General features: G+C 63.3%; 18 protein-coding genes and 2 tRNA genes (1 of these 20 running past the window's edge). 12 read left to right on the forward strand and 8 right to left on the reverse strand.

Features of this window, described 5'->3' with window-relative positions:
* Positions 1-2: 2 nt before the first annotated feature.
* Positions 3-1,781 carry a Hint domain-containing protein gene (locus ABF859_RS03985; protein WP_415526353.1) on the reverse strand — a complete coding sequence of 593 codons (1,779 nt, stop codon included), beginning with the start codon at positions 1,779-1,781 and terminating at the stop codon, positions 3-5.
* A 243-nt stretch (positions 1,782-2,024) separates the two neighbouring features.
* Positions 2,025-3,932: an ABC-F family ATP-binding cassette domain-containing protein gene (locus ABF859_RS03990; RefSeq protein ID WP_415526355.1), complete on the reverse strand. Its 1,908-nt coding sequence runs from the start codon at positions 3,930-3,932 to the stop codon at positions 2,025-2,027.
* Positions 3,933-4,078: 146 nt separating this feature from the next.
* Between ABF859_RS03990 and ndk the strand changes: the two genes are divergently transcribed.
* Complete coding sequence (gene ndk / locus ABF859_RS03995) at positions 4,079-4,501, forward strand: nucleoside-diphosphate kinase (protein ID WP_011253445.1); 423 nt, start codon at positions 4,079-4,081, stop codon at positions 4,499-4,501.
* A gap of 135 nt (positions 4,502-4,636) precedes the next feature.
* Positions 4,637-5,308, forward strand: a complete 672-nt coding sequence (locus ABF859_RS04000) for a glutathione S-transferase (protein WP_415526357.1) — start codon at positions 4,637-4,639, stop codon at positions 5,306-5,308.
* Positions 5,309-5,332: 24 nt separating this feature from the next.
* Here ABF859_RS04000 and purN read toward each other — a convergent pair whose 3' ends face one another.
* Together purN and purM are read right to left on the reverse strand one after the other, a co-directional pair.
* Positions 5,333-5,965 (reverse strand): phosphoribosylglycinamide formyltransferase, encoded by a 633-nt coding sequence (gene purN / locus ABF859_RS04005; protein WP_415526359.1) that lies wholly within the window; start codon positions 5,963-5,965, stop codon positions 5,333-5,335.
* Entirely contained in the window at positions 5,962-7,035 is a 1,074-nt protein-coding gene (gene purM, locus ABF859_RS04010; protein WP_415526668.1) for a phosphoribosylformylglycinamidine cyclo-ligase, read from the reverse strand. The genes purN and purM overlap by 4 nt, the downstream gene beginning before the upstream one ends.
* Before the next feature lie 153 nt (positions 7,036-7,188).
* On the opposite strand from purM, the gene ABF859_RS04015 reads away from it, so the two are divergent.
* From ABF859_RS04015 to ABF859_RS04045, 7 genes are all read left to right on the forward strand, one after another.
* Positions 7,189-7,851: a DnaA ATPase domain-containing protein gene (locus ABF859_RS04015; protein ID WP_415526361.1), complete on the forward strand. Its 663-nt coding sequence runs from the start codon at positions 7,189-7,191 to the stop codon at positions 7,849-7,851.
* A 228-nt stretch (positions 7,852-8,079) separates the two neighbouring features.
* A complete protein-coding gene (locus ABF859_RS04020; protein WP_415526669.1) occupies positions 8,080-10,239 on the forward strand; it encodes an RNA degradosome polyphosphate kinase in 2,160 nt (719 codons plus the stop codon).
* 5 nt (positions 10,240-10,244) lie between these two features.
* Positions 10,245-11,723 (forward strand): Ppx/GppA family phosphatase, encoded by a 1,479-nt coding sequence (locus ABF859_RS04025; RefSeq protein ID WP_415526363.1) that lies wholly within the window; start codon positions 10,245-10,247, stop codon positions 11,721-11,723.
* Positions 11,720-12,484 carry a CDP-diacylglycerol diphosphatase gene (locus ABF859_RS04030; RefSeq protein ID WP_415526365.1) on the forward strand — a complete coding sequence of 255 codons (765 nt, stop codon included), beginning with the start codon at positions 11,720-11,722 and terminating at the stop codon, positions 12,482-12,484. The genes ABF859_RS04025 and ABF859_RS04030 overlap by 4 nt, the downstream gene beginning before the upstream one ends.
* 81 nt (positions 12,485-12,565) lie before the next feature.
* Positions 12,566-13,732, forward strand: coding sequence for an MFS transporter (locus ABF859_RS04035; RefSeq protein WP_415526367.1), 1,167 nt, complete (start codon positions 12,566-12,568; stop codon positions 13,730-13,732).
* Complete coding sequence (locus ABF859_RS04040) at positions 13,729-14,415, forward strand: HAD family acid phosphatase (protein ID WP_415526369.1); 687 nt, start codon at positions 13,729-13,731, stop codon at positions 14,413-14,415. The genes ABF859_RS04035 and ABF859_RS04040 overlap by 4 nt, the downstream gene beginning before the upstream one ends.
* 30 nt (positions 14,416-14,445) lie before the next feature.
* The gene (locus ABF859_RS04045; RefSeq protein ID WP_415526371.1) at positions 14,446-15,345 is read left to right on the forward strand and encodes a hypothetical protein; all 900 of its coding nucleotides are present in this window, start codon (positions 14,446-14,448) and stop codon (positions 15,343-15,345) included.
* Positions 15,346-15,396: 51 nt separating this feature from the next.
* Here the strand turns inward: ABF859_RS04045 and ABF859_RS04050 are convergent, their stop codons facing one another.
* Together ABF859_RS04050 and lysA are read right to left on the reverse strand one after the other, a co-directional pair.
* Positions 15,397-18,072 (reverse strand): DUF4175 domain-containing protein, encoded by a 2,676-nt coding sequence (locus tag ABF859_RS04050; protein ID WP_415526373.1) that lies wholly within the window; start codon positions 18,070-18,072, stop codon positions 15,397-15,399.
* Complete coding sequence (gene lysA, locus ABF859_RS04055; RefSeq protein WP_415526375.1) at positions 18,065-19,417, reverse strand: diaminopimelate decarboxylase; 1,353 nt, start codon at positions 19,415-19,417, stop codon at positions 18,065-18,067. Before lysA ends, ABF859_RS04050 begins: the two co-directional genes overlap by 8 nt.
* Before the next feature lie 68 nt (positions 19,418-19,485).
* Between lysA and ABF859_RS04060 the strand changes: the two genes are divergently transcribed.
* The 3 genes from ABF859_RS04060 to ABF859_RS04070 all read left to right on the forward strand — a co-directional run bounded on the left by ABF859_RS04060 (position 19,486) and on the right by ABF859_RS04070 (position 21,151).
* Entirely contained in the window at positions 19,486-19,875 is a 390-nt protein-coding gene (locus tag ABF859_RS04060; RefSeq protein WP_415526670.1) for a cytidine deaminase, read from the forward strand.
* Positions 19,872-20,567 carry a trypsin-like serine peptidase gene (locus ABF859_RS04065; RefSeq protein ID WP_415526377.1) on the forward strand — a complete coding sequence of 232 codons (696 nt, stop codon included), beginning with the start codon at positions 19,872-19,874 and terminating at the stop codon, positions 20,565-20,567. Before ABF859_RS04060 ends, ABF859_RS04065 begins: the two co-directional genes overlap by 4 nt.
* Positions 20,568-20,785: 218 nt before the next feature.
* Positions 20,786-21,151, forward strand: coding sequence for a response regulator (locus tag ABF859_RS04070; protein ID WP_415526379.1), 366 nt, complete (start codon positions 20,786-20,788; stop codon positions 21,149-21,151).
* 21 nt (positions 21,152-21,172) lie between these two features.
* Here the strand turns inward: ABF859_RS04070 and ABF859_RS04075 are convergent.
* Both ABF859_RS04075 and ABF859_RS04080 read right to left on the reverse strand, forming a co-directional pair.
* Positions 21,173-21,249, reverse strand: a tRNA-Arg gene (locus ABF859_RS04075).
* Positions 21,250-21,283: 34 nt separating this feature from the next.
* Positions 21,284-21,338 (reverse strand) — tRNA-Arg (locus tag ABF859_RS04080); it runs 122 nt beyond the window's last position.

The raw sequence follows: 21,338 nt of genomic DNA on the forward strand, positions 1-21,338 counted from the left end.
GCTCAGGCGCGCAGGGCGACCGGAGCTGTGGCCTCACTGAGGCTGTAGGGGCCTGCTGCGACGATCTGCAGGGTCAGAACCGCTGCTGTCGTGGTGTCGAGGCTGAGGGCGGCGTTGCCGGATGTCCAGCGAAGGGCCACGTTCTCACGATCAAGCCAGCCTTCGGACTCGGTCATGAGGTGTGTCGTGACCTGACGGGTGGAGGCGCTTTCGAACAGCGTCACGTCACCGACCAGAACACCGAGTTCGCGGCGGTCGTCGAGGAACGGGCCGACCATGTCACAGGGGCGACTGGTGCGGGAGAGGATGCGGACATCGCTCACACCGTCCGGCAGGCTGAATACGGCGCGGTCACCCGCGATGCGGCGCGGGGCAAGAAGCGTCCCGCACGGCAGGCGCAGGCGGAGTTCGGCATCCGTTGTCGTGGGCGCGTCGCTGGCAGAAACACCGGCGCGGGACGCGATGGCGGTCCAGATCGGCTCGACGCGGGCGCGGTCCGTCATGAGTTCGGCTGCGGCATCATGCTCCCAGCTTGCGGGGGTACCACCGAAGGCGACGACACGGCCGGGCTGCGTGAAACTGCGACGGTTGCCTGTGTCGAGGTAGGATTCCGTTGTCAGGCCGTTGGCGAGAATGACGGAATGACCGTCCGTCTCGACATGCAGGTAGTCGTAGGACGTGATGCTGTAATCCCAGGAGATGGACGCGCCGTTGACCAGCATGCGGGCCGGGATGAAACCGTCCTCCAAGAACAGGCAGTGTTCGCCGGTGATCAGAAGGTCGGTATGCGGCATGCCATCGGCGATGGCATTGGCCCGGATGCGGACCGGGTAGCCGGCCTGATCGTCGGGAACGCCGGCGCGGACGCGTGCATGGGCGCGGCCGACCCATGTGATGGTGCGGGTCTCGCCGTCGGGAGTGATGACGCTATCACCGATCTCGAACGTCTCGACGGTGCGTTCGCCGTCGGGTGTTGCGATCAGGGTGCCGGGCAGGAAGCAGACTTCCTGAAGATGGACGAGCGTGCTGCCATCGCTGTCACGCGACAGGGTCACGGTCTGGTTTGCATAGCCGTTGTAGTTGTCGGCCAGCTTGAAGGTGATCTTCCCGTGGTTGCTGGTAATGACCAGATAGTCGTTGCTGATCGTGGCCGTTGTGTATCCGTTGTAGCGCAGGAAGTTCAGATCCAGCGTGCTGCCGGTATAGAGCTTCGTATTCTTGACGACGGAGCCGAAGTTCACGACCAGTTTGCCGCCGTTATAGACGGACGCGTTGCTGACTGTACCGAAGCTGGAGACGGCCAGCGTGCCGCCGCTGCCGATTGTCGTGCCGCTGGCCTGTCCTGTCAGGACATACTGCGTGCTGCCATTGCCGACCGTGGTGTTGTTGGCTGTTCCGCCGAACACGACCTGGTCACCGCCGTTGAGGACTGTCTGGGCGGTGCGGCCGCCGTAATAGACGACTTCGACACCACCCGTTTTGACCGTGGTGTTGGAGGATGTCCCGCCCGTGATGACGGCCTGCAGACCGTTATTGCCGATCGTGGCAGCGCTGGATGATCCGCCATATCCGACAATGACAGTTCCGCCATTGAGGACGGATGTCTTTGTGACGGAATCGCCATCAAGGACATACAGGGTCCGGCCACAGCCACTGACTGTCAGGCCGGAGGCTGACTGGGCGTGATGCGGTCTGTAGGAACAGCCGTGAGCCCCGTAAGAGGGAGAATGGGAGGGACGGTCATAATAGGAGTCGGATGAGGAATAATAGTCGCGGACCATGTTCTTAATCCTCTGGAAAGCAGGTTTTTTGCTGAGAGCTGGAGCGTCTTTCCATCCCGAGACCCACCTGTCGGACTGGAAATGCCACCTGCTCGGGGCATCCGGGAGCAGAGTCGCCTTGGGGCTGGTCCCGAAAGGACCAGTTACAAGGCGTTAACCCACTGGAGATATGCACTTCCCGCAGTGGTTAACAAATAACAAATCATGTTGTTAAAAGTTTCCTGTCAATAAAATGACAAGGATTCAGCCCGTCGCTTCCTCAAGCTCCGTCTGGGCCTCGAGCCAGCTTTCCTCGACGGTTTCGAGGCTGGCGTTCAGGGCGGCGAGATGGACGTTCAGGGACGTCACTTCCGCGGCATCACCGGACTGGTACAGGGCCGGATCGGCGAGTCTGTCCTCGATCTTCTTTTTCTCACCGGTGAGCTGGGCCATTTTCGTTTCCGCGTCACGGATTTTGCGGCGCAGGGGGGCGAGGGCGCGGGTCTGTTCCTTGCGGTCGATCCGCTTCTGGGCGGACGAGGAGCCGCCATCGGCTGATGTCGTGGCAGCCTTGCTGCGCTCTGCCATCTCGGCGCGGGCCTTGCGGGCACGTTCGAGGAGCCAGGCGCGGTATTCGGCCATGTCGCCGTCGAAGGGAGCGATCGTACCGTCTTCGACCAGCCAGAAACGGTCGGCGACCGACTCCACGAGATGGCTGTCATGACTGATGAGGACGACCGCGCCCTCGAACTCTGACAGGGCGCGGATCAGGGCGTCACGGGCATCGAGATCGAGGTGGTTGGTGGGTTCGTCGAGGATCAGCAGGTGCGGGGCTTCGCGGGTGGACAAAGCGAGGAGCAGGCGGGCCTTTTCGCCGCCCGAAAGTTCACCGACTTTCGTTTCCGCACGGTTTTCATCGAGCCCGAAGCGGGCAAGCTGGGCGCGGACGGTGGCCGGAGCCGCGTCCGGCATGGCGCGGCTCATGTGGTCGATGGGCGTGTCGGTCAGGACGAGCTCGTCGCTCTGGTGCTGGGCGAAATAGCCGATCTTCAGCTTGGGCGAGTGGGTATAGGTGCCCGACATCGGCTCCAGCCGACCGGCGAGCAGTTTGGCGAAGGTGGACTTGCCGCGCCCGTTCTGGCCGAGGAGGGCAATCCGGTCTTCCATGTCCAGACGCTGGTTCAGGCCCTTGAGGACGACGCGACCGTCATAGCCGAGACTGACATTGTTCAGGTTCAGCATCGGCGGGGGCAGGGGCTGCGGCTCGGGGAAGGAGAAGCGGGTGGGGGTGTCTTCCACGACGCTGTCGATCTGCGGGAGGCGTTCGAGGGCCTTCAGCCGGGCCTGGGCCTGCTTGGCCTTGGTGGCCTTGGCGCGGAAGCGGTCCACGAAGGACTGCATATGGGCGCGCTGGGCGGCGATGCGTTCGGCAGCGCGGTTCTGCTGGAGGGCCTGTTCCGTGCGGATGCGGACGAAATTGTCGTAGCCGCCGGGGGTGACGCTGATTTTCTGATGATCGAGATGGGCGATGGCATCGACCGTGTTGTCGAGCAGGGAGCGGTCATGGCTGACGATGATCGCGGCCCCGGAGAACTTCGCCAGCCAGGATTCCAGCCAGAGCGTGGCTTCGATGTCGAGATGGTTGGTGGGTTCGTCGAGGAGCAGCAGATCAGGGTTCAGGAACAGCGCCGTGGCCAGCGACACGCGCATGCGCCAGCCGCCGGAAAAGTCCGAAACCGCCCGGTTCTGGGCATCCTGATCGAAGCCGAGGCCAGAGAGGATGGCGCCGGCGCGGGCGGGGGCCGTGTAGGCGTCGATGGCGATGAGGCGTTCGTGGACATCGGCGATACGGACCGGGTCGGTCGCGGTTTCGGCTTCCGCGAGCAGGCGTGTGCGCTCGAGGTCCCCTTCGAGAACCGTATCGAGGATGGAGGTGCTGCCTGAGGGTGTTTCCTGTTTGACGCGGCCCATCGTGGCGCGGGCGGCCAGGGTGATGGTGCCTCCGTCCGGGGCGAAGTCACCGGCGATTGCGGCCAGCAGGGTGGACTTTCCGGCGCCGTTCTTGCCGATCAGACCGATCTTGCGTCCCGGGTCCACGCTGAGGGACGCATTGTCCAGCAGGGTGCGGCCCGCGATGCGGAGGGTCAGGTCGGTGATGGTGAGCAGGCTCACGGGCGCCTCGATCAGTCGGAAGAAAAGAAACAGGGGGCAGTTAAAAAACTGCGACAGACCTATCAGGAACGACGAATTTGCTCTAGTGGAACGGCGGTATTTACCCGCTGGTCCCGCGAGGACCGGTCCTAACCAGGAGAAGAAAGATGGCTCTCGAGCGCACGCTTTCCATCATCAAGCCCGACGCAACCAAGCGTAACCTGACCGGCAAGATCAATGCCGTGTTCGAAGGCGCTGGCCTGCGTATCGTTGCCCAGAAGCGCATCCAGCTCACCGAGAAGCAGGCTGGCGCTTTCTATGCCGTGCACAAGGAGCGTCCGTTCTACGGCAGCCTCGTGTCCTCCATGATTGCCGAGCCGGTTGTCGTTCAGGTTCTGCAGGGCGAGAACGCCGTTGCCAAGAACCGCGAAGTCATGGGTGCGACGAACCCGGCCGACGCTGCTGAAGGCACCGTTCGCAAGCTGTTCGCCGAGAGCATCGAAGCCAACTCCGTGCATGGTTCGGACAGCCTCGAGAACGCGAAGAACGAGATCTCCTTCTTCTTCGCCGAGACCGAAATCCTGCCGTAATCCGCGGCGGGGACTTTCTGTCCTGAAGGAAAGGCGCGGGCTTCGGTCCGCGCCTTTTTTTGTATGTGGGGTCTGGGTGTCAGGGGCAACCTCACACTGCTTGCGACCGTTAGCTCCCGATCAAGGGAGAAGCCGATGCTTGTCGTCCATCATCTGAACAATTCCCGCTCACAGCGTATTCTCTGGCTGCTTGAGGAACTCGAACTGCCTTACGAGATCCGGTTCTACAAACGCGATCCGAAAACGATGCTTGCGCCTCCGGAACTCAAGCGGGTGCATCCGCTGGGGAAGGCACCTGTTCTGGTGGATGGGGACGTGGTGCTTCCGGAATCGGGAGCCATCATCGAATATGTTCTCAAACGGTATGGTAACGGGCGTCTGATGCCGGCGGAGGAGACGTCTGACTGGGTGCGGTTCGTGTTCTGGCTGCATTATGCGGAAGGTTCTGCCATGCCGCCGCTGCTGCTGAAGCTGATTTTCCAGATGCTGCCGGAGAAGGTGCCGTTCCTGCTGCGCCCTCTGGTCAGAAAGATCGCCTCGGGGGCGCAGAAAGGGTTTGTGGACCCGCAACTGCTGCAGAACATGGATTTCTGGGAGAGCGAGCTTGCGAAAACCGGCTGGTTCGCGGGAACGGATCTGACGGGAGCGGATATCCAGATGAGTTTTCCGCTTGAAGCTGCTGCTTCACGGGCCGGTGCGCTGCTCGGGCGGCCAAATGTGCGGGCATTTCTGGAACGGATCCATGCCCGTCTGGCCTATCGCCGGGCCATCGAAAAAGGTGGCCCTTACGCTTATGCGAAGCCGTAAAGGGCCATATTTTCCGGAACTGTCTTACTTCGCAAAAACGTCGCAGATCATTTCCAGCACGTCCGGATAGAGGAGGTGTTCCTGCTCCAGAACGCGGGCGGCGAGGGTTTCGGGGGTGTCGGTTTCCAGAACGGGGACACTGGCCTGTCCGAGGATCGGGCCTTCGTCCACGCCGGATGTCACGAGATGGACGGTGCAGCCATGCTCTTTCACCCCGGCCTTGATGGCGGCTTCATGGGTGTGCAGGCCGGGGAAGGCGGGCAGGAGGCTCGGGTGGATGTTGAGCATCCTGTCTTCCCAGGCCTTGACCAGCCAGGGCGTCAGGACGCGCATGTAGCCTGCGAGGACGACAAGCATGGCGCCGGAAGCCTGGAGGGCAGCGTCGATTTCGCGCTCGTGGGCCTCGCGGTCCTTGCCGAAGGGTTTGTGGTCGATGACGAGGGTTTTCAGGCCCGCTTCTTCGGCAACTTCAAGTCCTGGGGCATCCGGGCGGTTGCTGAGAACCAGCACGATTTCGGCTGGATAGTCCGGACGGGCGCAGGCCTCGATCAGCGCGCGCATGTTGCTCCCGCGGCCGCTGATGAGGATCGCGATGGGGACTTTTTCGGTCTTTTTGGGCGCGGCCTTGCCCCGGGTTTTGTGGTGCGGCTTCTTCATGCGAAGGAGACCGGCGCGGTCAGGGTGTAGGCATCGTCGGAGCGGACGATCTGGCCCATGAGGAAGCCGGTTTCGCCACGGGCATCCAGTTCCGCCATGACCTTCTCGGGCTCGGACGTGACAAGCACCATGCCGATGCCGCAGTTGAAGACGCGGAGCATTTCGTCAGCGGCCACGTTGCCGGTTTTGGCCAGCCAGCGGAACACGGGCGGGACGATCCATGCGGAGCCGTCGATGCGGACGCCGAGGCCTTCGGGCAGGACGCGGGGCAGGTTGCCGGGGAGGCCGCCGCCGGTGATGTGGGCGCAGCCGTGGAGCAGGCCCTTGGCGTGCAGGTCGAGCACCGTGCGGACATAGAGTTTCGTCGGCGTCAGCAGGGCCTCGGCGAGGGTATGGCCCTCGGCAAAAGGAGCGGGATCGTTCCAGCCGAGGCCGGAGCGGCGCACGACTTCGCGGACCAGCGAAAAGCCGTTGGAATGGACGCCGGACGACGGCAGACCGATCAGCGTGTCGCCTTCGCCGATGTTGGCGGGAAGCAGGTTGTTCCGCTCTGCCGCGCCGACGCTGAAGCCTGCGAGATCGTAATGGCCCGGGGCGTACATGCCAGGCATTTCGGCCGTTTCACCGCCGACAAGGGCGCATCCGGACTCGGCGCAGCCCTTGGCGATGCCCTTCACGACCGTGGCAGCGGCCTCGACGGAGAGCTTTCCGGTGGCGAGATAGTCCAGGAAGAACAGCGGGGTGGCGCCCTGCACGACGAGGTCGTTAACGCACATGGCGACGAGATCGATCCCCACATCGTCATGCTTGCCGGCTGCGATGGCGACCATCAGCTTGGTGCCGACGCCGTCGGTGCAGCTGACGAGGACGGGATCTGTGAAGCCTGCGGCCTTGAGATCGAACAGGGCGCCGAAGCCGCCCAGGCCACCCATGGTGCCGGGGCGGTTCGTGGCCTTGGCTGCGGGCTTGATCGCGTCGACCAGCGCATCGCCTGCGGCAATGTCCACGCCGGCCTGTGCGTAGCTTGCGCCGCAGCTCGTGCCGGGGAAGGTGTCAGGCTGATCGGTCATGGTCAAAGGTTCCCGCTGGTTGACGTGACGCCGTTCTAGAGCATCCTGCGCGCTGGCGGAACGCCTGTTTGAAGGCGTAACGGCATGAAAAAGGGGCCTGGGATGACGAAACGGGATGTGGGCAGGGCCATGGGAGGACATGCGGCCGCGCAGATGGCGTTTCCGTTGCGTCGGGTGACGGCCATGACGTCCGAGCGTTTCATTAACGGGCCTTCAAATGCGGCGGCGCGGGCGTGGCTGGCGCGGAAACAGTGGCCTGACGGGCGACTCTGGCTCTGGGGCCCCTCGGGGACGGGAAAGACGCATCTTCTGACGGCCTGGGCGCATGAGCATGACGCGACAGTGCTGGATGCACGGCTGTTTTCGACATCGTCCGCAGGGGGGCGCATCCGGGTGCAGGGCAATCTTGCGATCGACAATGCCGATTCGCCGGGGGACGAGGCGACCATGCTGCATCTGCTGAACGATGCGTTTGCGCAGGGGGACCGGGTTCTGATGGCGGGGCAGCTTCCGCCGTCGCGCAGTCATTTCATGCTGCCCGATCTGGCGAGCCGTCTGCGGGCGACGGCGACCACGGCGACCGGGGAGCCGGAGGACGATCTGCGGGCGACGCTGCTTCTGTCGCTGCTGGCGGACCGGCAGCTTGTGGTGTCGCAGTCTGTGACGGAGTGGCTGTGGCGGCATCTGCCCCGAACGGGCAATGCGCTGGTTTCGGCGGTGGAGCGGCTGGACGAGGCGGCTCTGGCGCGCAAGCAGCCGATCACGCGGGCTCTGGCGATGGAAATGCTGCCGGATCTGCTGACGCCTGAGGGGTGAACGTCATGGGAGTGACACAAAAACTCCGTTTGACATGCCTTTACGGTGAGATGACCCTTGATGTGACCTGTATTTCTGTGTGTTCCGGAAGACCCCATCGTGACGACTGAAGATTCCCGGCCAGCTCCGCGCCGCCGCTCTCCCCGCAAGCCCCGCAACGCAGTGACCCCGGCCCGGAACCGGGGCCGGCGCCAGACGACCGCTGCCCGGGCCGAGGACTACGCGCACATGCCGACATCGCCGGAGCGGTTCCTCAACCGGGAACTGTCCTGGCTGGACTTCAACCAGCGCGTCATTGATGAGGCTGAAAATATCCGCAATCCGCTGCTGGAGCGGGTGCGGTTCCTGTCCATCAGTTCCAGCAATCTCGACGAATTCTATTCCGTGCGCGTGGCGGGGCTGGTGGGGCAGGTGCGCGAGGGCATGGTTGTCCGCAGTCCGGACGGGCTGACCCCGGGGCAGCAGCTTGCGCAGGTGCGGCAGAAGGCGCGGCATCTTCTGGCCGAGCAGCAGCGGGTCTGGCATGTGCTGGAAGGGGAGCTGAAAGAAGCGGGTATCTTCATTCTGCCGACAGACTCGCTGGATGAGACGGATCTGGCGCAGTTGTCCACGCTGTTCGATGAACGGGTGTTTCCGGTGCTGACGCCGATGGCGGTCGATCCGTCCCATCCGCTGCCGTTCATTCCCAATATGGGACTGGCGCTGCTCATGCGGCTCAAGGATCCGGCCTCGTCCGCGCATGTCATGGATGGTCTGATCCTGCTGCCGACGCAGGTGCCCCGTTTCCTGCGGCTGCCAGCGCGTCTGAAGGAAGGACAGGAAACACCGGACCAGGTCCGTTTCGTGCTGCTCGAAGACCTGATTACGCTGTTTGCCGGGCGTCTTTTTCCGGGACTGGCGATCGGGGCTGCGGGTGTGCTGCGTGTGATCCGCGATACGGATGTGGAGTTCGAGGACGAGGCCGAGGATCTGGTTCGGTCCTACGAGACCGCGCTCAAGCAGCGTCGTCGCGGTGTGTGCATTCATCTCGCGCTGGACCGCAAGCTGCCCGAGGCGCTGGGCCGCGAGATGGGTGAGGAACTTGGCGTCGGGGAAGAGGACGTTGTCGTCCTGCCGTGTTTTGTGGGTGTCACGGATCTCAAACAGCTCATCGTCGATGACCGTCCGGATCTGGTATTCCCGCCCTATACGCCGCGCTTTCCCGAGCGGGTGCTGGATTATGACGGTGACTGCTTTGCAGCGATCCGGGCGAAGGACATGCTGGTCCATCATCCGTTCGAGAGCTTTGACGTGGTCGTGCAGTTCCTGCGTCAGGCGGCGCTGGACCCGAACGTTCTGGCGATCAAGCAGACGCTGTACCGGACGTCACGCGACAGTCCGATCGTGCATGCGCTGATCGAGGCAGCCGAGGCTGGCAAGTCGGTGACAGCGATGGTCGAGCTTCGGGCGCGGTTTGATGAGGAGGCCAATATCCGCCTGTCGCGTGCGCTGGAGGCGGCGGGTGTGCAGGTCGTGTTCGGGTTCGCGCATCTCAAGACGCATGCCAAGCTGAGCCTTGTGGTTCGTCGCGAGAACGGTTCGCTCCGGTCCTATGCGCATTTCGGGACGGGCAATTACCATCCGATCACGGCGCGGATTTATACGGATCTGTCGTTCTTTACCTGTGATCCGAAGCTGGCCTCGGATTCGGCACGTCTGTTCAACTACATGACGGGCTATGCCATCCCGGCGAAGATGGATGCGCTGGCGTTCTCGCCGATCACCATCCGCTCCACGCTGGAGCAGTTGATCCAGGATGAGATCGACCATGCGAAGGCGGGTCGGCCAGGGCGGATCTGGCTGAAAATGAACAGCCTCGTGGATGCCGAACTGATCGACAGACTGTATGCTGCGTCGCAGGCCGGGGTGAAGATCATCGGAATCATCCGGGGAATCTGCTGTCTGCGGCCTGGCGTGCCCGGACTTTCGGATAATATCGAGATCAAGTCGATTGTCGGGCGTTTTCTGGAACATGCGCGGGTTTTTGCCTTCGGAAACGGGCATCGGATGCCGTCTTCCAAGGCAAAAGTTTTCATTTCTTCCGCAGACTGGATGGTGCGGAACATGGACTGGAGGGTAGAAGCCATGGTGCCCATCACGAACCCGACGGTCCATGCGCAGATTCTTGGCCAGATCATGACGATGAACATCAAGGACAACCTTCAGAGCTGGACGCTCACGAGGGACGGCTACTGGCATCGGGTTTCGCCGGGCGCACATCCGTTCTCCGCCCACGAATACTTCATGAACAATCCGTCCCTGTCCGGCCGAGGTTCAGCCGCGCGGGAGAAGGTCCTTCCGGAGGCGCACCGCCCCCGTGAGCGGCCCGACAGGATTCTGGAAGACTGATCTTCATGTCCTCATCTGCACAGCGTTCCGCCATTGTCGATCTTGGATCCAACTCGGTCCGGCTGGTCGTTTTTGAAGGGGTGACGCGCAACCCCCTTCCGATCTTCAACGAAAAGGTCACGCTCAAGCTCGGGCGGGGGCTGGATACGACGGGGCGCCTCAATGAAGAGGGCGTGGCGCTGGCGATGGACGTGCTGGGGCGGTTCCACACCGTCGCCCGCGCGATGGGGGCGGAGCCGTTTCAGGTTCTTGCGACGGCTGCTGTCCGGGACGCGACCAACGGGCCGGACTTTGTGGATGCGATCCGCGCGCGGATGCCGGGTGTGCCGATCCGGGTTCTGGAAGGGACCGAGGAAGCCGATTACGCGGCGCGGGGCGTTCTGTGCGGGTTGCCGGAAGCGAACGGGCTGGTGGCGGATATCGGAGGTGGCTCGCTGGAGCTGATCCATGTTGCCGATGGTCAGTATTTCGAGGCCGTGACGACCAAGCTTGGTGTGATCCGGCTGCATGACCGGGCCAAAGGCAGTATCGAACGGGCGGCTGAAATCGCGAACGAGCTTCTGGCGGCGGTAAGCTGGCTGCCGGGCATGACGGGGCGGCCGCTCTATCTGGTGGGTGGCGCGTTCCGGGCTCTGGCGCGTCTGCAGATTGCCCGGACGCAGTATCCGCTGAACCTGGTGCATCTGTTCACGCTCTCCGAAGGGGAAGCGCGTGAGATGGCGGACTGGGTCATCAGTGCGCCCAAGCGCACGCTTGAAAAGCTGCCCGGTGCGCCGCGCAAACGTCTGGCGGATGCGCCTTTTGCGGCGGTTGTGCTGCGGTGCCTGATGGAGCGGGTCCGTCCGTCCAAGGTCGTGTTCAGCGTCGATGGGCTGCGTGAAGGCTGGTATATGCGCCACGTGGCGTCTTCGGTCGCGGATCTGGATCCGATGACGGATCTGGCGGCGGAAATGGCCAATCGTCTGGCACGCAGTGCGTCGCTGGCCGAACCTCTCGTGAACTGGACGGCGCCGCTGTTTCGCGATGAGACGCGGACCCAGAAGCGTCTGCGGGAACTGGCCTGCATGCTGTCAGATATCGGGTCTTACGATCATCCCGAGTACCGGGCGGAGCAGACATACCGGCGCGTAATGCATGGTCATGGGGTCGGTTTCGATCACAGGGCGCGGGCCTTCGTCGGGCTGACGCTGGCGGTGCGTTATGAGGTCTCGCTGGATTCTCCGCTGATCGAACCGTCCCGGCAGCTTCTGTCGCGCTCGGAAATCGAGCGGGCGGTACAGTTGGGACTGGCGCTCCGGCTGGCCTATACCCTCTGTGCGGGGACGAAAGTCCTTCTGGACGAGTGCAGGCTGCTCGTGGAAGACGGCACGCTTGTGCTGATCCTGGGGGCGCGCAGTGTGCGTGCGGCAGGGAGTGCAGTCCGTCGTCGTTTCGAGAGGCTGGCTGCGGCGATGCAGCTTGAATGTCAGGTAAGGGAAGAATGAGTTTGCGGAATTACGGGACGGCGGCCAGATGTGGCCTACTGGCTGCGGCGGTTGCCCTGGGTCTGTCGGGATGCGGTAAATCCCATGACCGGGGTATGCTGTGGAAGGTCGTGCACGAACGCTGCGCTCCGGATGCGCAGCACAAGCCCTGCACGGTCTATGACGAGAAGGATGGGTATGCCCTTCTCAAGGATCATTTCGGGCATGGGCAGTATCTCGTGATCCCGACGCAGAAGGTTCCGGGCGTTGAAGATCCTGTGCTGCTGAAGCCCGAGACGCCGAACTACTTTGCGGAAGCCTGGGGCGAGCGCGCGCATGTGGCGCAGGCCTATGGGTTCGAGATTCCTGACTCCCATCTGTCGATGGCCATCAATTCGCGTCCCGGCCGGACGCAGGACCAGTTGCACATCCATCTGGACTGTCTGACGGCTTATGCCCGGGCTGAACTCGACAAGAACATGATCACCGAGAGCTGGTCTCTGGTCTCGCTTTATGGCCATCCCTATCGGGCGCGGATCGTGGCGTCGCTGGATCCGTCGCCGTTCCGGGTGATTGCGGCTGATGACATGTCCATTCACACGCTCGTCGTGACGCCGGCCAAGCATGGCGGGTTCATTCTGCTCGATGACATGGCGCATGTGTTCGATCACGGGTCGGGCGAGGAGCTTCAGGATCATGCCTGCCACCTTGATGACCCTCACCACAAGACCATGATCATGGATGGCATGGACATGGGCGAGCATCCCAACGGCATGATGTAAAACAACTTTTGGTTGTTCCGGGATTTCGGGTATGGCAGGGTTCGATCAATCTCGAACAATCTGCATTCCCGGAGACCGGTCTTGAAACTGGCAGCGAAATCGCCACCAAACTGGCCCCTGCTGTCGCTCGCCGTTGGCGCGTTTGCCATCGGCACGACAGAGTTTACCCCGATGGGCCTTCTGCCCGTCATCGCCCACGGTCTTCAGGTCAGTGTGCCCAAGGCTGGCGGGCTGGTGACGGCCTATGCGATGGGCGTGATGATCGGGGCGCCCGTCATTACGCTCCTGATGGCGCGGTTCCGTCGCAAGCTGGCCCTGATCCTGCTGATGGGGCTGTATGTGGCGGGGAACCTGCTTTCGGCTGTTTCCAACACTTACGAACTGCTCTTTGCCGCACGCGTCCTGACCAGTCTGGCCCATGGGGCGTTTTTCGGTCTGGGAGCGGTTGAGGCTTCCCTGTCCGTCGCGCCGTCCCGGCGGGCGAGTGCGGTGGCGTCCATGTTCATGGGGCTGACGATTGCCAATATCATCGGCGTTCCGGCGGCGACCTGGCTCGGGCTCAGTTTCGGCTGGCACAGCGCGTTCGGTGTGACGGCGCTGCTGGGGCTTGTGACCATGGCAGCGGTGCAGCTTGCCCTGCCGGCCCGCGAGGTCGGTCCGGCACCGGAAGTCAGGCGGGAACTGCGGGTTCTCGTGAAAGGCAATGTCCTTCTGGCGCTGCTGACGACTGCGATCGGGGCGGGGGCGATGTTCGTTCTCTACACCTATATCGCGCCGATCCTCGAGCACATCACGCATGCCTCTCCGACGGTTATTACGGTGGCGCTGATGCTGACGGGGGTCGGGTTCTCGATCGGTAACGCCATTGGTGGGCGCAGTGCGGACCGGTCGCTGGATGGAAGTCTGCTGGTCTTTTTCCCCATTCTTGGCATCGTCATGCTGATTTTTCCCTGGATGGCGCAGAGCGTTCCCGGCGCATTGTTTGCGGCCCTTCTGTGGGGGGCGGCTACCTTTGCACTCATGCCGGCCCTTCAGATGCGTGTGATGCAGGCAGCCCATGATGCGCCCGCACTGGCATCCTCCATGAATATCGGGGCATTCAATCTGGGAAATGCGATTGGGGCGGCTCTGGGAGGGATCGCGCTGTCCATGGGGTTGGGCTATGGCGGTGTTTCCGTTATCGGAACGGCTCTGGCCCTGGTCGGGGTTGGACTTGTGCTTGTTTCACGAAAGGTGGCTCCTCCATGATTCGTTCTTTTCTGCTTGCTTCGGGCCTTCTTGTCAGTGGGGCCCTGATGCCGTTCGCGGCGTATGCCGAACAGCCGGCCAATGTGGGCGATGCCATTCTGGCAGCGAGTGCCTATCATGACAGCGGTGACTACCAGCGGGATTTCGATGCCGTGGTGGCGCAGGCGCGGCAGTGGATTGCGCAGGTTGCGCCAAAGACGCGCCGGCCTGCCATTGTGCTGGATATTGACGAGACGACGCTGTCCAACTGGGACGAAATCCGGGCCGACGATTTCGGATATATTCCGGCCGGTCCATGTGATGCGCTGCCCAAGGGGCCGTGTGGAGCCGTGGCTTGGGAAAAAAGCGGGCGCGCACCGGCTTTTGCGTCCATGCGCTCCCTGATCGAAGATGCGCAGGCCCGGCATGTGGCGGTATTTTTCGTGACCGGGCGTCATGAGGATGAGCGCAGCGCGACGGAGCAGAACCTGCATCTGGCGGGGATCAGCCACTGGGACGGGCTGTATCTGCGGCCGATGACGTCTCATGGTTATGCCGCGCTGTACAAGACGCCGACGCGGGAGCGCATTGAGCGGAAGGGCTATACGATCATCGCGAGCCTGGGCGATCAGCCCTCCGATCTGGCCGGGGGGCATGCAAAGAAGGGATTTCTGTTGCCTAATCCGTTCTATCGTGTTCCGTAACGGATTGTAACCGTTCGAAAGGAAGCCGGCATGCGGTCTTACCCTGCTCTTGCGCTGTTGTTTGCAGGGCTCCTGAGCGGGACAGCGATTGCCGGTGCTACCCCTGCGGAAAAGCCAAGACTTCTGTGGTCCGGGCCTGAAGGTCAGGTGGAGGCGCGGGCCTGTCAGGCTTCAGCCCGGGAGTCGCAGTCGTTCTGTATCGTATGGACCGGCAAGGCCGCTCCGGTTTCGGAAAATATTGAAGGACCACCCGGATTTATTGCGACCCTCTGGAAACGGACAGGGCCGGGTAAGGGACCGGATCTGCTGTTTTATGTGGGTGGGGGCGGCTCTGGACTGTGCGGAGAATATGTTGCGTTGCGGTTTGCGCAACTGTCGCATTTCCAGAAGCTCAGCGACTGTCGGCAGCCTGAATATCCGCCGCAGGCTGCTCCAGCGACCGGGCCATTCGGGTTCTGGTTCTCGATCCCCGTGATGATGCCGTTCGGTGCCCCTAACTCTGAAAGCGTATCTACACCGGTCCCCGTGATCTGGCGCAATGGGACATTCGCGCTGGATGCGAACCGGGTGCAGCGGGGCTCCCTGTCCGTTGTTTCCATGGCCTTCGAAGGGGCGTCCATTGGAAATGAAACCGGAGCGTTCATGGGGGAGGTCCGGCATCATTTTCCGGGGCAGGGCCTGCCCACAACCACGCAGATCATGCTGGACCTGATCTTCAAGGGTCATGCCGATCAGGCGCTGGCGCTGCTTCATAACAGTACCAATCCGCATTTTGATGCATCGCTCTACTGGAGTGATCTGTGTGCGATTCTGGTCGCCGATCCGAACTGGAAGATCCTGATGCACGGAGTATTGCCCGGTGCTGATCAGATTGAGGCCGCGGCCCGGACGGGGCAGCAACTGCGTGAAACAGCCGCTTATGTTCATTGATGACAGGAACTGAAAAAGCCCGGCGCCATCAGGGTGCCGGGCTTTTTTGTCTCAGAACGATTTGAGGAGCCGTTCCAGATAATCCAGTTCGCTTTGCGGTCGGGTGCGGTCCGAGGCACGGCGGCGGAGTTCGCGCTCGATGTCCCGGGCGCGGTCCCGGGCGCTCTTGTCCGGGATATGGGCGTCGGAGTCCTTGCCCTTGTCGCCTTCACCCAGTTTGCGGCCCAACGGATCCTGATCCTTCTGGTCGTCATCATCGCCGTCTTCGTCGCCGGCCTGGGGCTGGTCGCCGTCATCGCCCTGCTGGCCTTTCGCGCCATGCTGGGGTTGACCGGAACCGCCTGCGCCCCCGGACGGGATGAAACTCAGGCTGCCGCCGCCCTGACCCTTTCCTGATCCGCCGGATTTCTGGTTCTGGCGCATCTGCTTTCCGGCTTCGGAGAGGTCGGCGAGGACTTTTTGCTCGGCGGTCTGGGCCTCGGCATCCTTGCGGTCCGCCAGAGCTTCACGCGCGGTCTGCATGTCCGCCTTCGCCTTGTCGAAGGCGGTGGCGGGTTTCCCGGTCAGGTCCTTTACGCGGTGGCTCAGGATGTCGTTCACGCGCTGCAGCGCGCGTTGCAGGGCGTGGTCCGCGCGGCGTCCTTCCGACTGGGCGGCGACGGTTGCCGGATCAACCGGTGCAGCCGGTTTGGCGTCGGCAGGCTGCTCCATGCCGGGCGGAGGCTGCATACCGAGCTGGCGGAGCAGGTCGGCCGTGGACATCTGGCTGACATCCGGGTGGCTGCCGTCGTCGGGAGGGGCTGCGGCCTTGCGGGCGGCGGAGAGGCGGGACTGCGTGTGGTCGAGCAGGGTGGTCTCGCGGTGAACGAGATCATGCAGGGCCGCGCGCTGGGCACGGGCTTCGGCCTGCGCCTTCATCTGTTCGGCCAGGGCCTTGAGATCCTCGGGGCGGGCCTGACGCATGCGCTCGGCCATGTCTTCCATCTGCTGGAGTCGCTTGAGGGCCTCATCTCCGTGACCCTGATTGGCTTCGGACTGAAGGCGGCGCATCTCGTCGGAGAACGGATCGGCCGAGCTGGTGCCGGACTGCGGCATGACGATCCCGCTCTGGGCGGCGCGCGAGAACAGGAGCTGCATCCGGCGGTTCAGGGCATCCTTGAGGGCCTGTGTGCGGCGCTGGAGTTCTTCCTGTTCGGGAAGGGTATGGCCCTTGTCGCCGAGGTCGCGCATGTGATCGAGCTGCTGCTGCACGCCCTGCTGGGCGGCCCGGACCTCGGCGGCGGCATCGGCGATTTCAGGCCCGTCACGGCGCAGGTCGTCCAGATAGAGGGCCAGTGCCCAGAGTTCGCCGGGCACGCGGTCCGCGGAGCCTTCAGGGGCATCTTTCTGAAGGGAGGCAATCTCTAGGCCAAGGGCTGCGAGAACGGCGCGCTCGTCCGTTGTCTGCGTCAGAAGGTTCAGTTCGGCTGCGGCCTGCGAGGCGCGTTGCTGGCCGAGCATGAGGCGGCGGCGCAGGGCGACAAGGGCGCGGGCCAGCGGGTCAGTGAACTTGCGGGCGGCAATCTGGAATTTGACGATGTCGCTGCGGCTTTCGCGGCCGGAAACACTCTTGGCGTGCAGGCGGCCTTCGACTTCCATTCCGGCGAACGGATCGGATGAAAGGTCTGGCGTGGCGACGCCTTTCGCGTCCTTGGGCTGTCCGTCGAGCGGGATGGGGACGCGCAGGATGCGGCCTCGGGTGAGGCCGGGCAGGTTGATTTCGGCTTCAAGCGAGGCGACGCCATAGGTCTGGTGGACGTGCCAGGGCAGGCCGGTGCGCCAGTCGTCTTTCTGCGGGCCCGGCGTGCCGTCCCAGGTGACAGTGGGGGGCAGGTCGGGTTCGACCGTTACGCGCCATGAGCCGAGGGTGCGGCCACGGACGGTGATGCTGATGGTGCCGGACTGCTGGAGGGTGCCGTGGCTGTTCCAGCTTTCGGTATCGAGCCTGTTCTGTTCGGGGGATGCGATCCCGTGCAGGGAGGGTTTTCCATGCGCGCCGGTGATGGTGGCGTTCAGGATGGCGCCCTGAGGAACATTGAGGGTGGTGCGGCCTGTTGTGGACAGGAAGATCGGGGCGCCGGGAGCATAGGACGGCCGGTCGATCCACGCCTGAAGGGTTGGCAGGGGGATGCTGTCGTCATCCACGCCGGGGATCAGGCCGGCATGGAGGCGCGATGGTGTGTGTGTACCACCAAGAACAGCAGCAACACCGATGGCCAGTGGGACGGCGATGAGCGCGAGGCGTTCATGCAGGCTGGTCTCGGGACGCGGGAGTCCGACGCGAAGCGCACCAAGAGAGGCCGTGACGCGCTCGACATGGCGGGACCAGATGGCGGACTGTTCGCCATTTCCGGCAAAGGCCGGGCGGTCTGTCAGGCTGAGGAGGGGCTGGAAGGCGAGATGGGAATCCTGTTCGATCCGGCGGTCCGCCACGGAGACGGGAACGGAGGGGACGCTGCGCAGGCCGGTGATGGTCAGCCACAGCGCCGTGCCGAGAACACAGAGTTCGAGCAGGGCATGCAGCCAGTCCGGCAGGGACTGGGGGACGCGCGCCAGACAGGCCAGCGCGTAGAAGGCAACGAGAAGCAGGGGCCAGCGCAGAGGCTTCCACGCGCGTTCCCACCACAGGACGCGCTGGGCTTTCCGGCGCAGGGCTTTGAGGTGGAGGGCCGGGTTTGGCTCAGCCATGGTCGTCCTTAGCGGTCAGCCACTCGGGAACGGTTTCGGCGGCGATCAGTTCCGCAACGCTCTGGCGCTGGCGGATGATCTCCCATTTTCCGCTGTCGATCAGGACCTGCGCCGCGAGGGGACGGGTATTGTAGGTCGAACTCATGACGGAGCCATAGGCGCCCGTATCGAGGAGGGCGATCAGATCGCCGCGTTTCGTCTCCGCGGGAAGGGCGCGGTCGCGGGCGAAGATGTCGCTGCTTTCACAGACCGGTCCGACGATATCCCAGAGTTTCGTGGGGCTGGTCAGACCAGTGGGAGCGACGGGCATGATCCCGTGCCATGATTCATAGAGAGACGGGCGGGCGAGATCGTTCATGGCGGCGTCGATCACGACGAAATCGGGATTACCGGCCTTGGTTTCGATCACGCGCGTCAGCAGGATGCCGGTGGGCGCGGAGAGCCAGCGGCCGGGTTCGATGCTGAGGCGCACGTCGAGATCGCCCAGTGTCTCGGCGATGACCCCGGCAAGCATGTCGGGCGAAGGCGCGATTTCGTCCCGGTAGCGGATGCCCAGACCCCCGCCGCAGTCCACGGCTTCGACGGTGTGACCGGCGGCGCGGATTTCGCGGACCATGTCGGCCAGTCGTGTGTAACCTTCGCGGAAGGGGCCTGCGGTGAGCATCTGGCTGCCCAGATGGACGGCCAGGCCGACGAGGCGGACGTTTTTCAGGCTGGCGGCTTCGCCGTAGAGGGCGACGGCCCGGCGATGCTCGATGCCGAACTTGTCTCCGGCGCGGCCCGTGGAAATCTTGTCATGGGTGTCGGCGTCCACGTCCGGGTTGACGCGCAGGGCCGCACGCGCGACGCGGCCACAGGCGCGGGCGATCTCGTCCAGACGGTACAGTTCCTCGACGCTCTCGACATTGACCTGTGCGATGTCATGTTCGACGGCGGCGCGCAGTTCGGCATCGGACTTGCCGACGCCGGAGAACACGATGCCGGAGGGCTGAATCCCGGCATGGAGCGCGCGCTGCATTTCACCGCCGCTGACGATGTCGACGCCGTAGCCGCACTGGCGCAGGATGGTCAGGGTGGCCTGATGATCCTGTGATTTCATGGCGAAATGCATGTTCACCGGCAGGTTCCGGGCTTCAAATGCGGCCCGCAGGGCCTTGGCCCGGCGTCGAAGCGTTTCGGCTCCCGTGATCCAGCACGGCGTTCCGACGGCGGCCGCGATGACGTGGAGGGGCACGCCTTCGAACAGCAGGCCATCCCGGATATCCATCTTCAGCGAGGGACGGGTTTCCAGCATGTCGGAGAAAGACGGATCGGTGGCGGGATCGGAGGGAAGCGGTGCACTCATGATGATGCTACCGTATCGCTCTTGGAAGCATGTTCCAAGCTGAACCCGCAGAGGATAATGTCATGGGCATGATACAGGAACTGATCCGAGAGGCCCTTGAGGCCCGTTCGCGTGCCTATGCACCCTATTCGCGCTTTCAGGTTGGCGCGGCGTTGCGGTGTGAGGGTGTGGTCCATTCCGGCTGCAATGTTGAAAATGCGGCCTATCCGCTCGGGACCTGTGCCGAGGCTGGAGCGATCGCCGCCATGGTGCGGAGTGGCGGGCGCCGCATCGAGGAAATCGTGATCGTGGGGGGTGATGAGCCCTGCACGCCCTGCGGGGGTTGCCGGCAGAAGCTGCGGGAGTTCGGGCTGCCGGAGCTGCGGGTTCACATGATTTCACCCAGGGGGGATATGCTCATGACCCGGACACTTTCCGAGCTTCTGCCCGATGCGTTCGGCCCGGATCATCTGGGGTGAGGCGCATCCCGGGGCTGCTGATGGTCTGTCTGTCGGGCGGAGCGGCTCTGGCGGCTCCGGCGGCGGAATTGCCGGGACTCGGCCCTGACAGTCATCGCAGCATCGTGGATGTGAATACGGCACCCTGGCGGATTCTCGGGCGCGTCCAGACGGCGCTCGGGGGACGATGCACGGGGTTTGCCGTGGCGCCGACGGTGATGGTCACGGCAGCGCACTGTCTGTGGCTGCCGACGACGCGGCATTATATCCAGCCCCGGGATGTGCATGTCCTGATGGGGTATGCGCTGGGTCACTACCGGCTTCATGCGCAGGTGACGCACTTTGTTATTGCCCCCGGATACGACCCTGAAAATGAAGGGGGCACGGCACCCGAGGATCGGGCGACCCTGATTCTGGACCGGCCGGTTGTGACGCCGGGGGATCTTGTTCCCTATGGCGAAGCACGGATGGGGGCGTCGGCGATGCTGGTCGGATATCCGCAGGACCGGGCGGAGGTCCCTTATGGAGATATTGCCTGTCAGATCAATGGTTTGGCTGTTAACGGACTGATCCATCACGACTGCTCGGCAACCCGGGGAGACAGCGGCGGTCCGCTTCTGGTGCGGCAGCCTGACGGGCAGTGGGGTATTGTCGGGATCGACGTGCTTGCGACCGCGGGCCGGGGGGGATTTGCAGCGCCTCTGCCGCACTGAAAGTTCCGCAGGGGCTGTGGGTTCCCATGCGTGGACTGCACGTCAGAAAAAAAACATGCATGCAAACATACGCCCTCCCGTGACGTTGCAGACGGCAAGGCACCGAATGGGTGTTACAGGTTTTTCAATCCCGAAAGGTGATTGCCATGTATGTCATGTCCATGAAGGAGGGGGCATCGTCCGGGGTGGCTCCGAAAGGAAGGTCCCGCGGGGAGTCCATGAAGGTCAACAGAAGGCATGTCCTCGTTGTCGAGGATCAGGCTCTTCTGCGCTTTCTTGCGGCGGATATGCTGGAAGAGGGGGGCTATGAAGCATCCCTCGCGGCGGATGCGGGCGAGGCTCTGGATATGCTTGAACGGCATCCGGACATCGGGACCATTTTTTCCGATGTGAACATGCCCGGGGACATGGATGGGGTGGAACTGGCCTGCGTTATCCGCGAACGGCGTCCTGAAATCGGACTGGTTCTGACCTCCGGGACGCGAATTCAGGATCTGGGACGCCTGCCGGGTGGCACGATGTTCCTGTCCAAGCCCTATGAATGGGACGAGGTCTATCGCTGTCTGGAGCGGGTCCGGCACTGAATTGTCAGGAGGAAGGCAATGTGGTGCACCCGAAAGGACTTGAACCTCTAACCCCCAGATTCGTAGTCTGGTGCTCTATCCAGTTGAGCTACGGGTGCGGACACATTGTATAGGTCTTCATCAGGAGAAGACTGGTGCACCCGAAAGGACTTGAACCTCTAACCCCCAGATTCGTAGTCTGGTGCTC

It is taken from the genome of Gluconobacter sp. (genome assembly GCF_047722525.1).
Lineage (GTDB): Bacteria > Pseudomonadota > Alphaproteobacteria > Acetobacterales > Acetobacteraceae > Gluconobacter.

Excerpts from the sequence above, each read along its gene's own strand:
- ABF859_RS03985 (WP_415526353.1), bottom strand. The coding sequence starts at position 1,781 with ATGGTCCGCGACTATTATTCCTCATCCGACTCCTATTATGACCGTCCC.
- ndk (WP_011253445.1), top strand. The coding sequence starts at position 4,079 with ATGGCTCTCGAGCGCACGCTTTCCATCATCAAGCCCGACGCAACCAAG.
- ABF859_RS04000 (WP_415526357.1), top strand. The coding sequence starts at position 4,637 with ATGCTTGTCGTCCATCATCTGAACAATTCCCGCTCACAGCGTATTCTC.
- purN (WP_415526359.1), bottom strand. The coding sequence starts at position 5,965 with ATGAAGAAGCCGCACCACAAAACCCGGGGCAAGGCCGCGCCCAAAAAG.
- purM (WP_415526668.1), bottom strand. The coding sequence starts at position 7,035 with ATGACCGATCAGCCTGACACCTTCCCCGGCACGAGCTGCGGCGCAAGC.
- ABF859_RS04015 (WP_415526361.1), top strand. The coding sequence starts at position 7,189 with ATGGCGTTTCCGTTGCGTCGGGTGACGGCCATGACGTCCGAGCGTTTC.
- ABF859_RS04020 (WP_415526669.1), top strand. The coding sequence starts at position 8,080 with ATGCCGACATCGCCGGAGCGGTTCCTCAACCGGGAACTGTCCTGGCTG.
- ABF859_RS04025 (WP_415526363.1), top strand. The coding sequence starts at position 10,245 with ATGTCCTCATCTGCACAGCGTTCCGCCATTGTCGATCTTGGATCCAAC.
- ABF859_RS04030 (WP_415526365.1), top strand. The coding sequence starts at position 11,720 with ATGAGTTTGCGGAATTACGGGACGGCGGCCAGATGTGGCCTACTGGCT.
- ABF859_RS04040 (WP_415526369.1), top strand. The coding sequence starts at position 13,729 with ATGATTCGTTCTTTTCTGCTTGCTTCGGGCCTTCTTGTCAGTGGGGCC.
- ABF859_RS04045 (WP_415526371.1), top strand. The coding sequence starts at position 14,446 with ATGCGGTCTTACCCTGCTCTTGCGCTGTTGTTTGCAGGGCTCCTGAGC.
- ABF859_RS04050 (WP_415526373.1), bottom strand. The coding sequence starts at position 18,072 with ATGGCTGAGCCAAACCCGGCCCTCCACCTCAAAGCCCTGCGCCGGAAA.
- lysA (WP_415526375.1), bottom strand. The coding sequence starts at position 19,417 with ATGAGTGCACCGCTTCCCTCCGATCCCGCCACCGATCCGTCTTTCTCC.
- ABF859_RS04060 (WP_415526670.1), top strand. The coding sequence starts at position 19,486 with ATGATACAGGAACTGATCCGAGAGGCCCTTGAGGCCCGTTCGCGTGCC.
- ABF859_RS04070 (WP_415526379.1), top strand. The coding sequence starts at position 20,786 with ATGAAGGTCAACAGAAGGCATGTCCTCGTTGTCGAGGATCAGGCTCTT.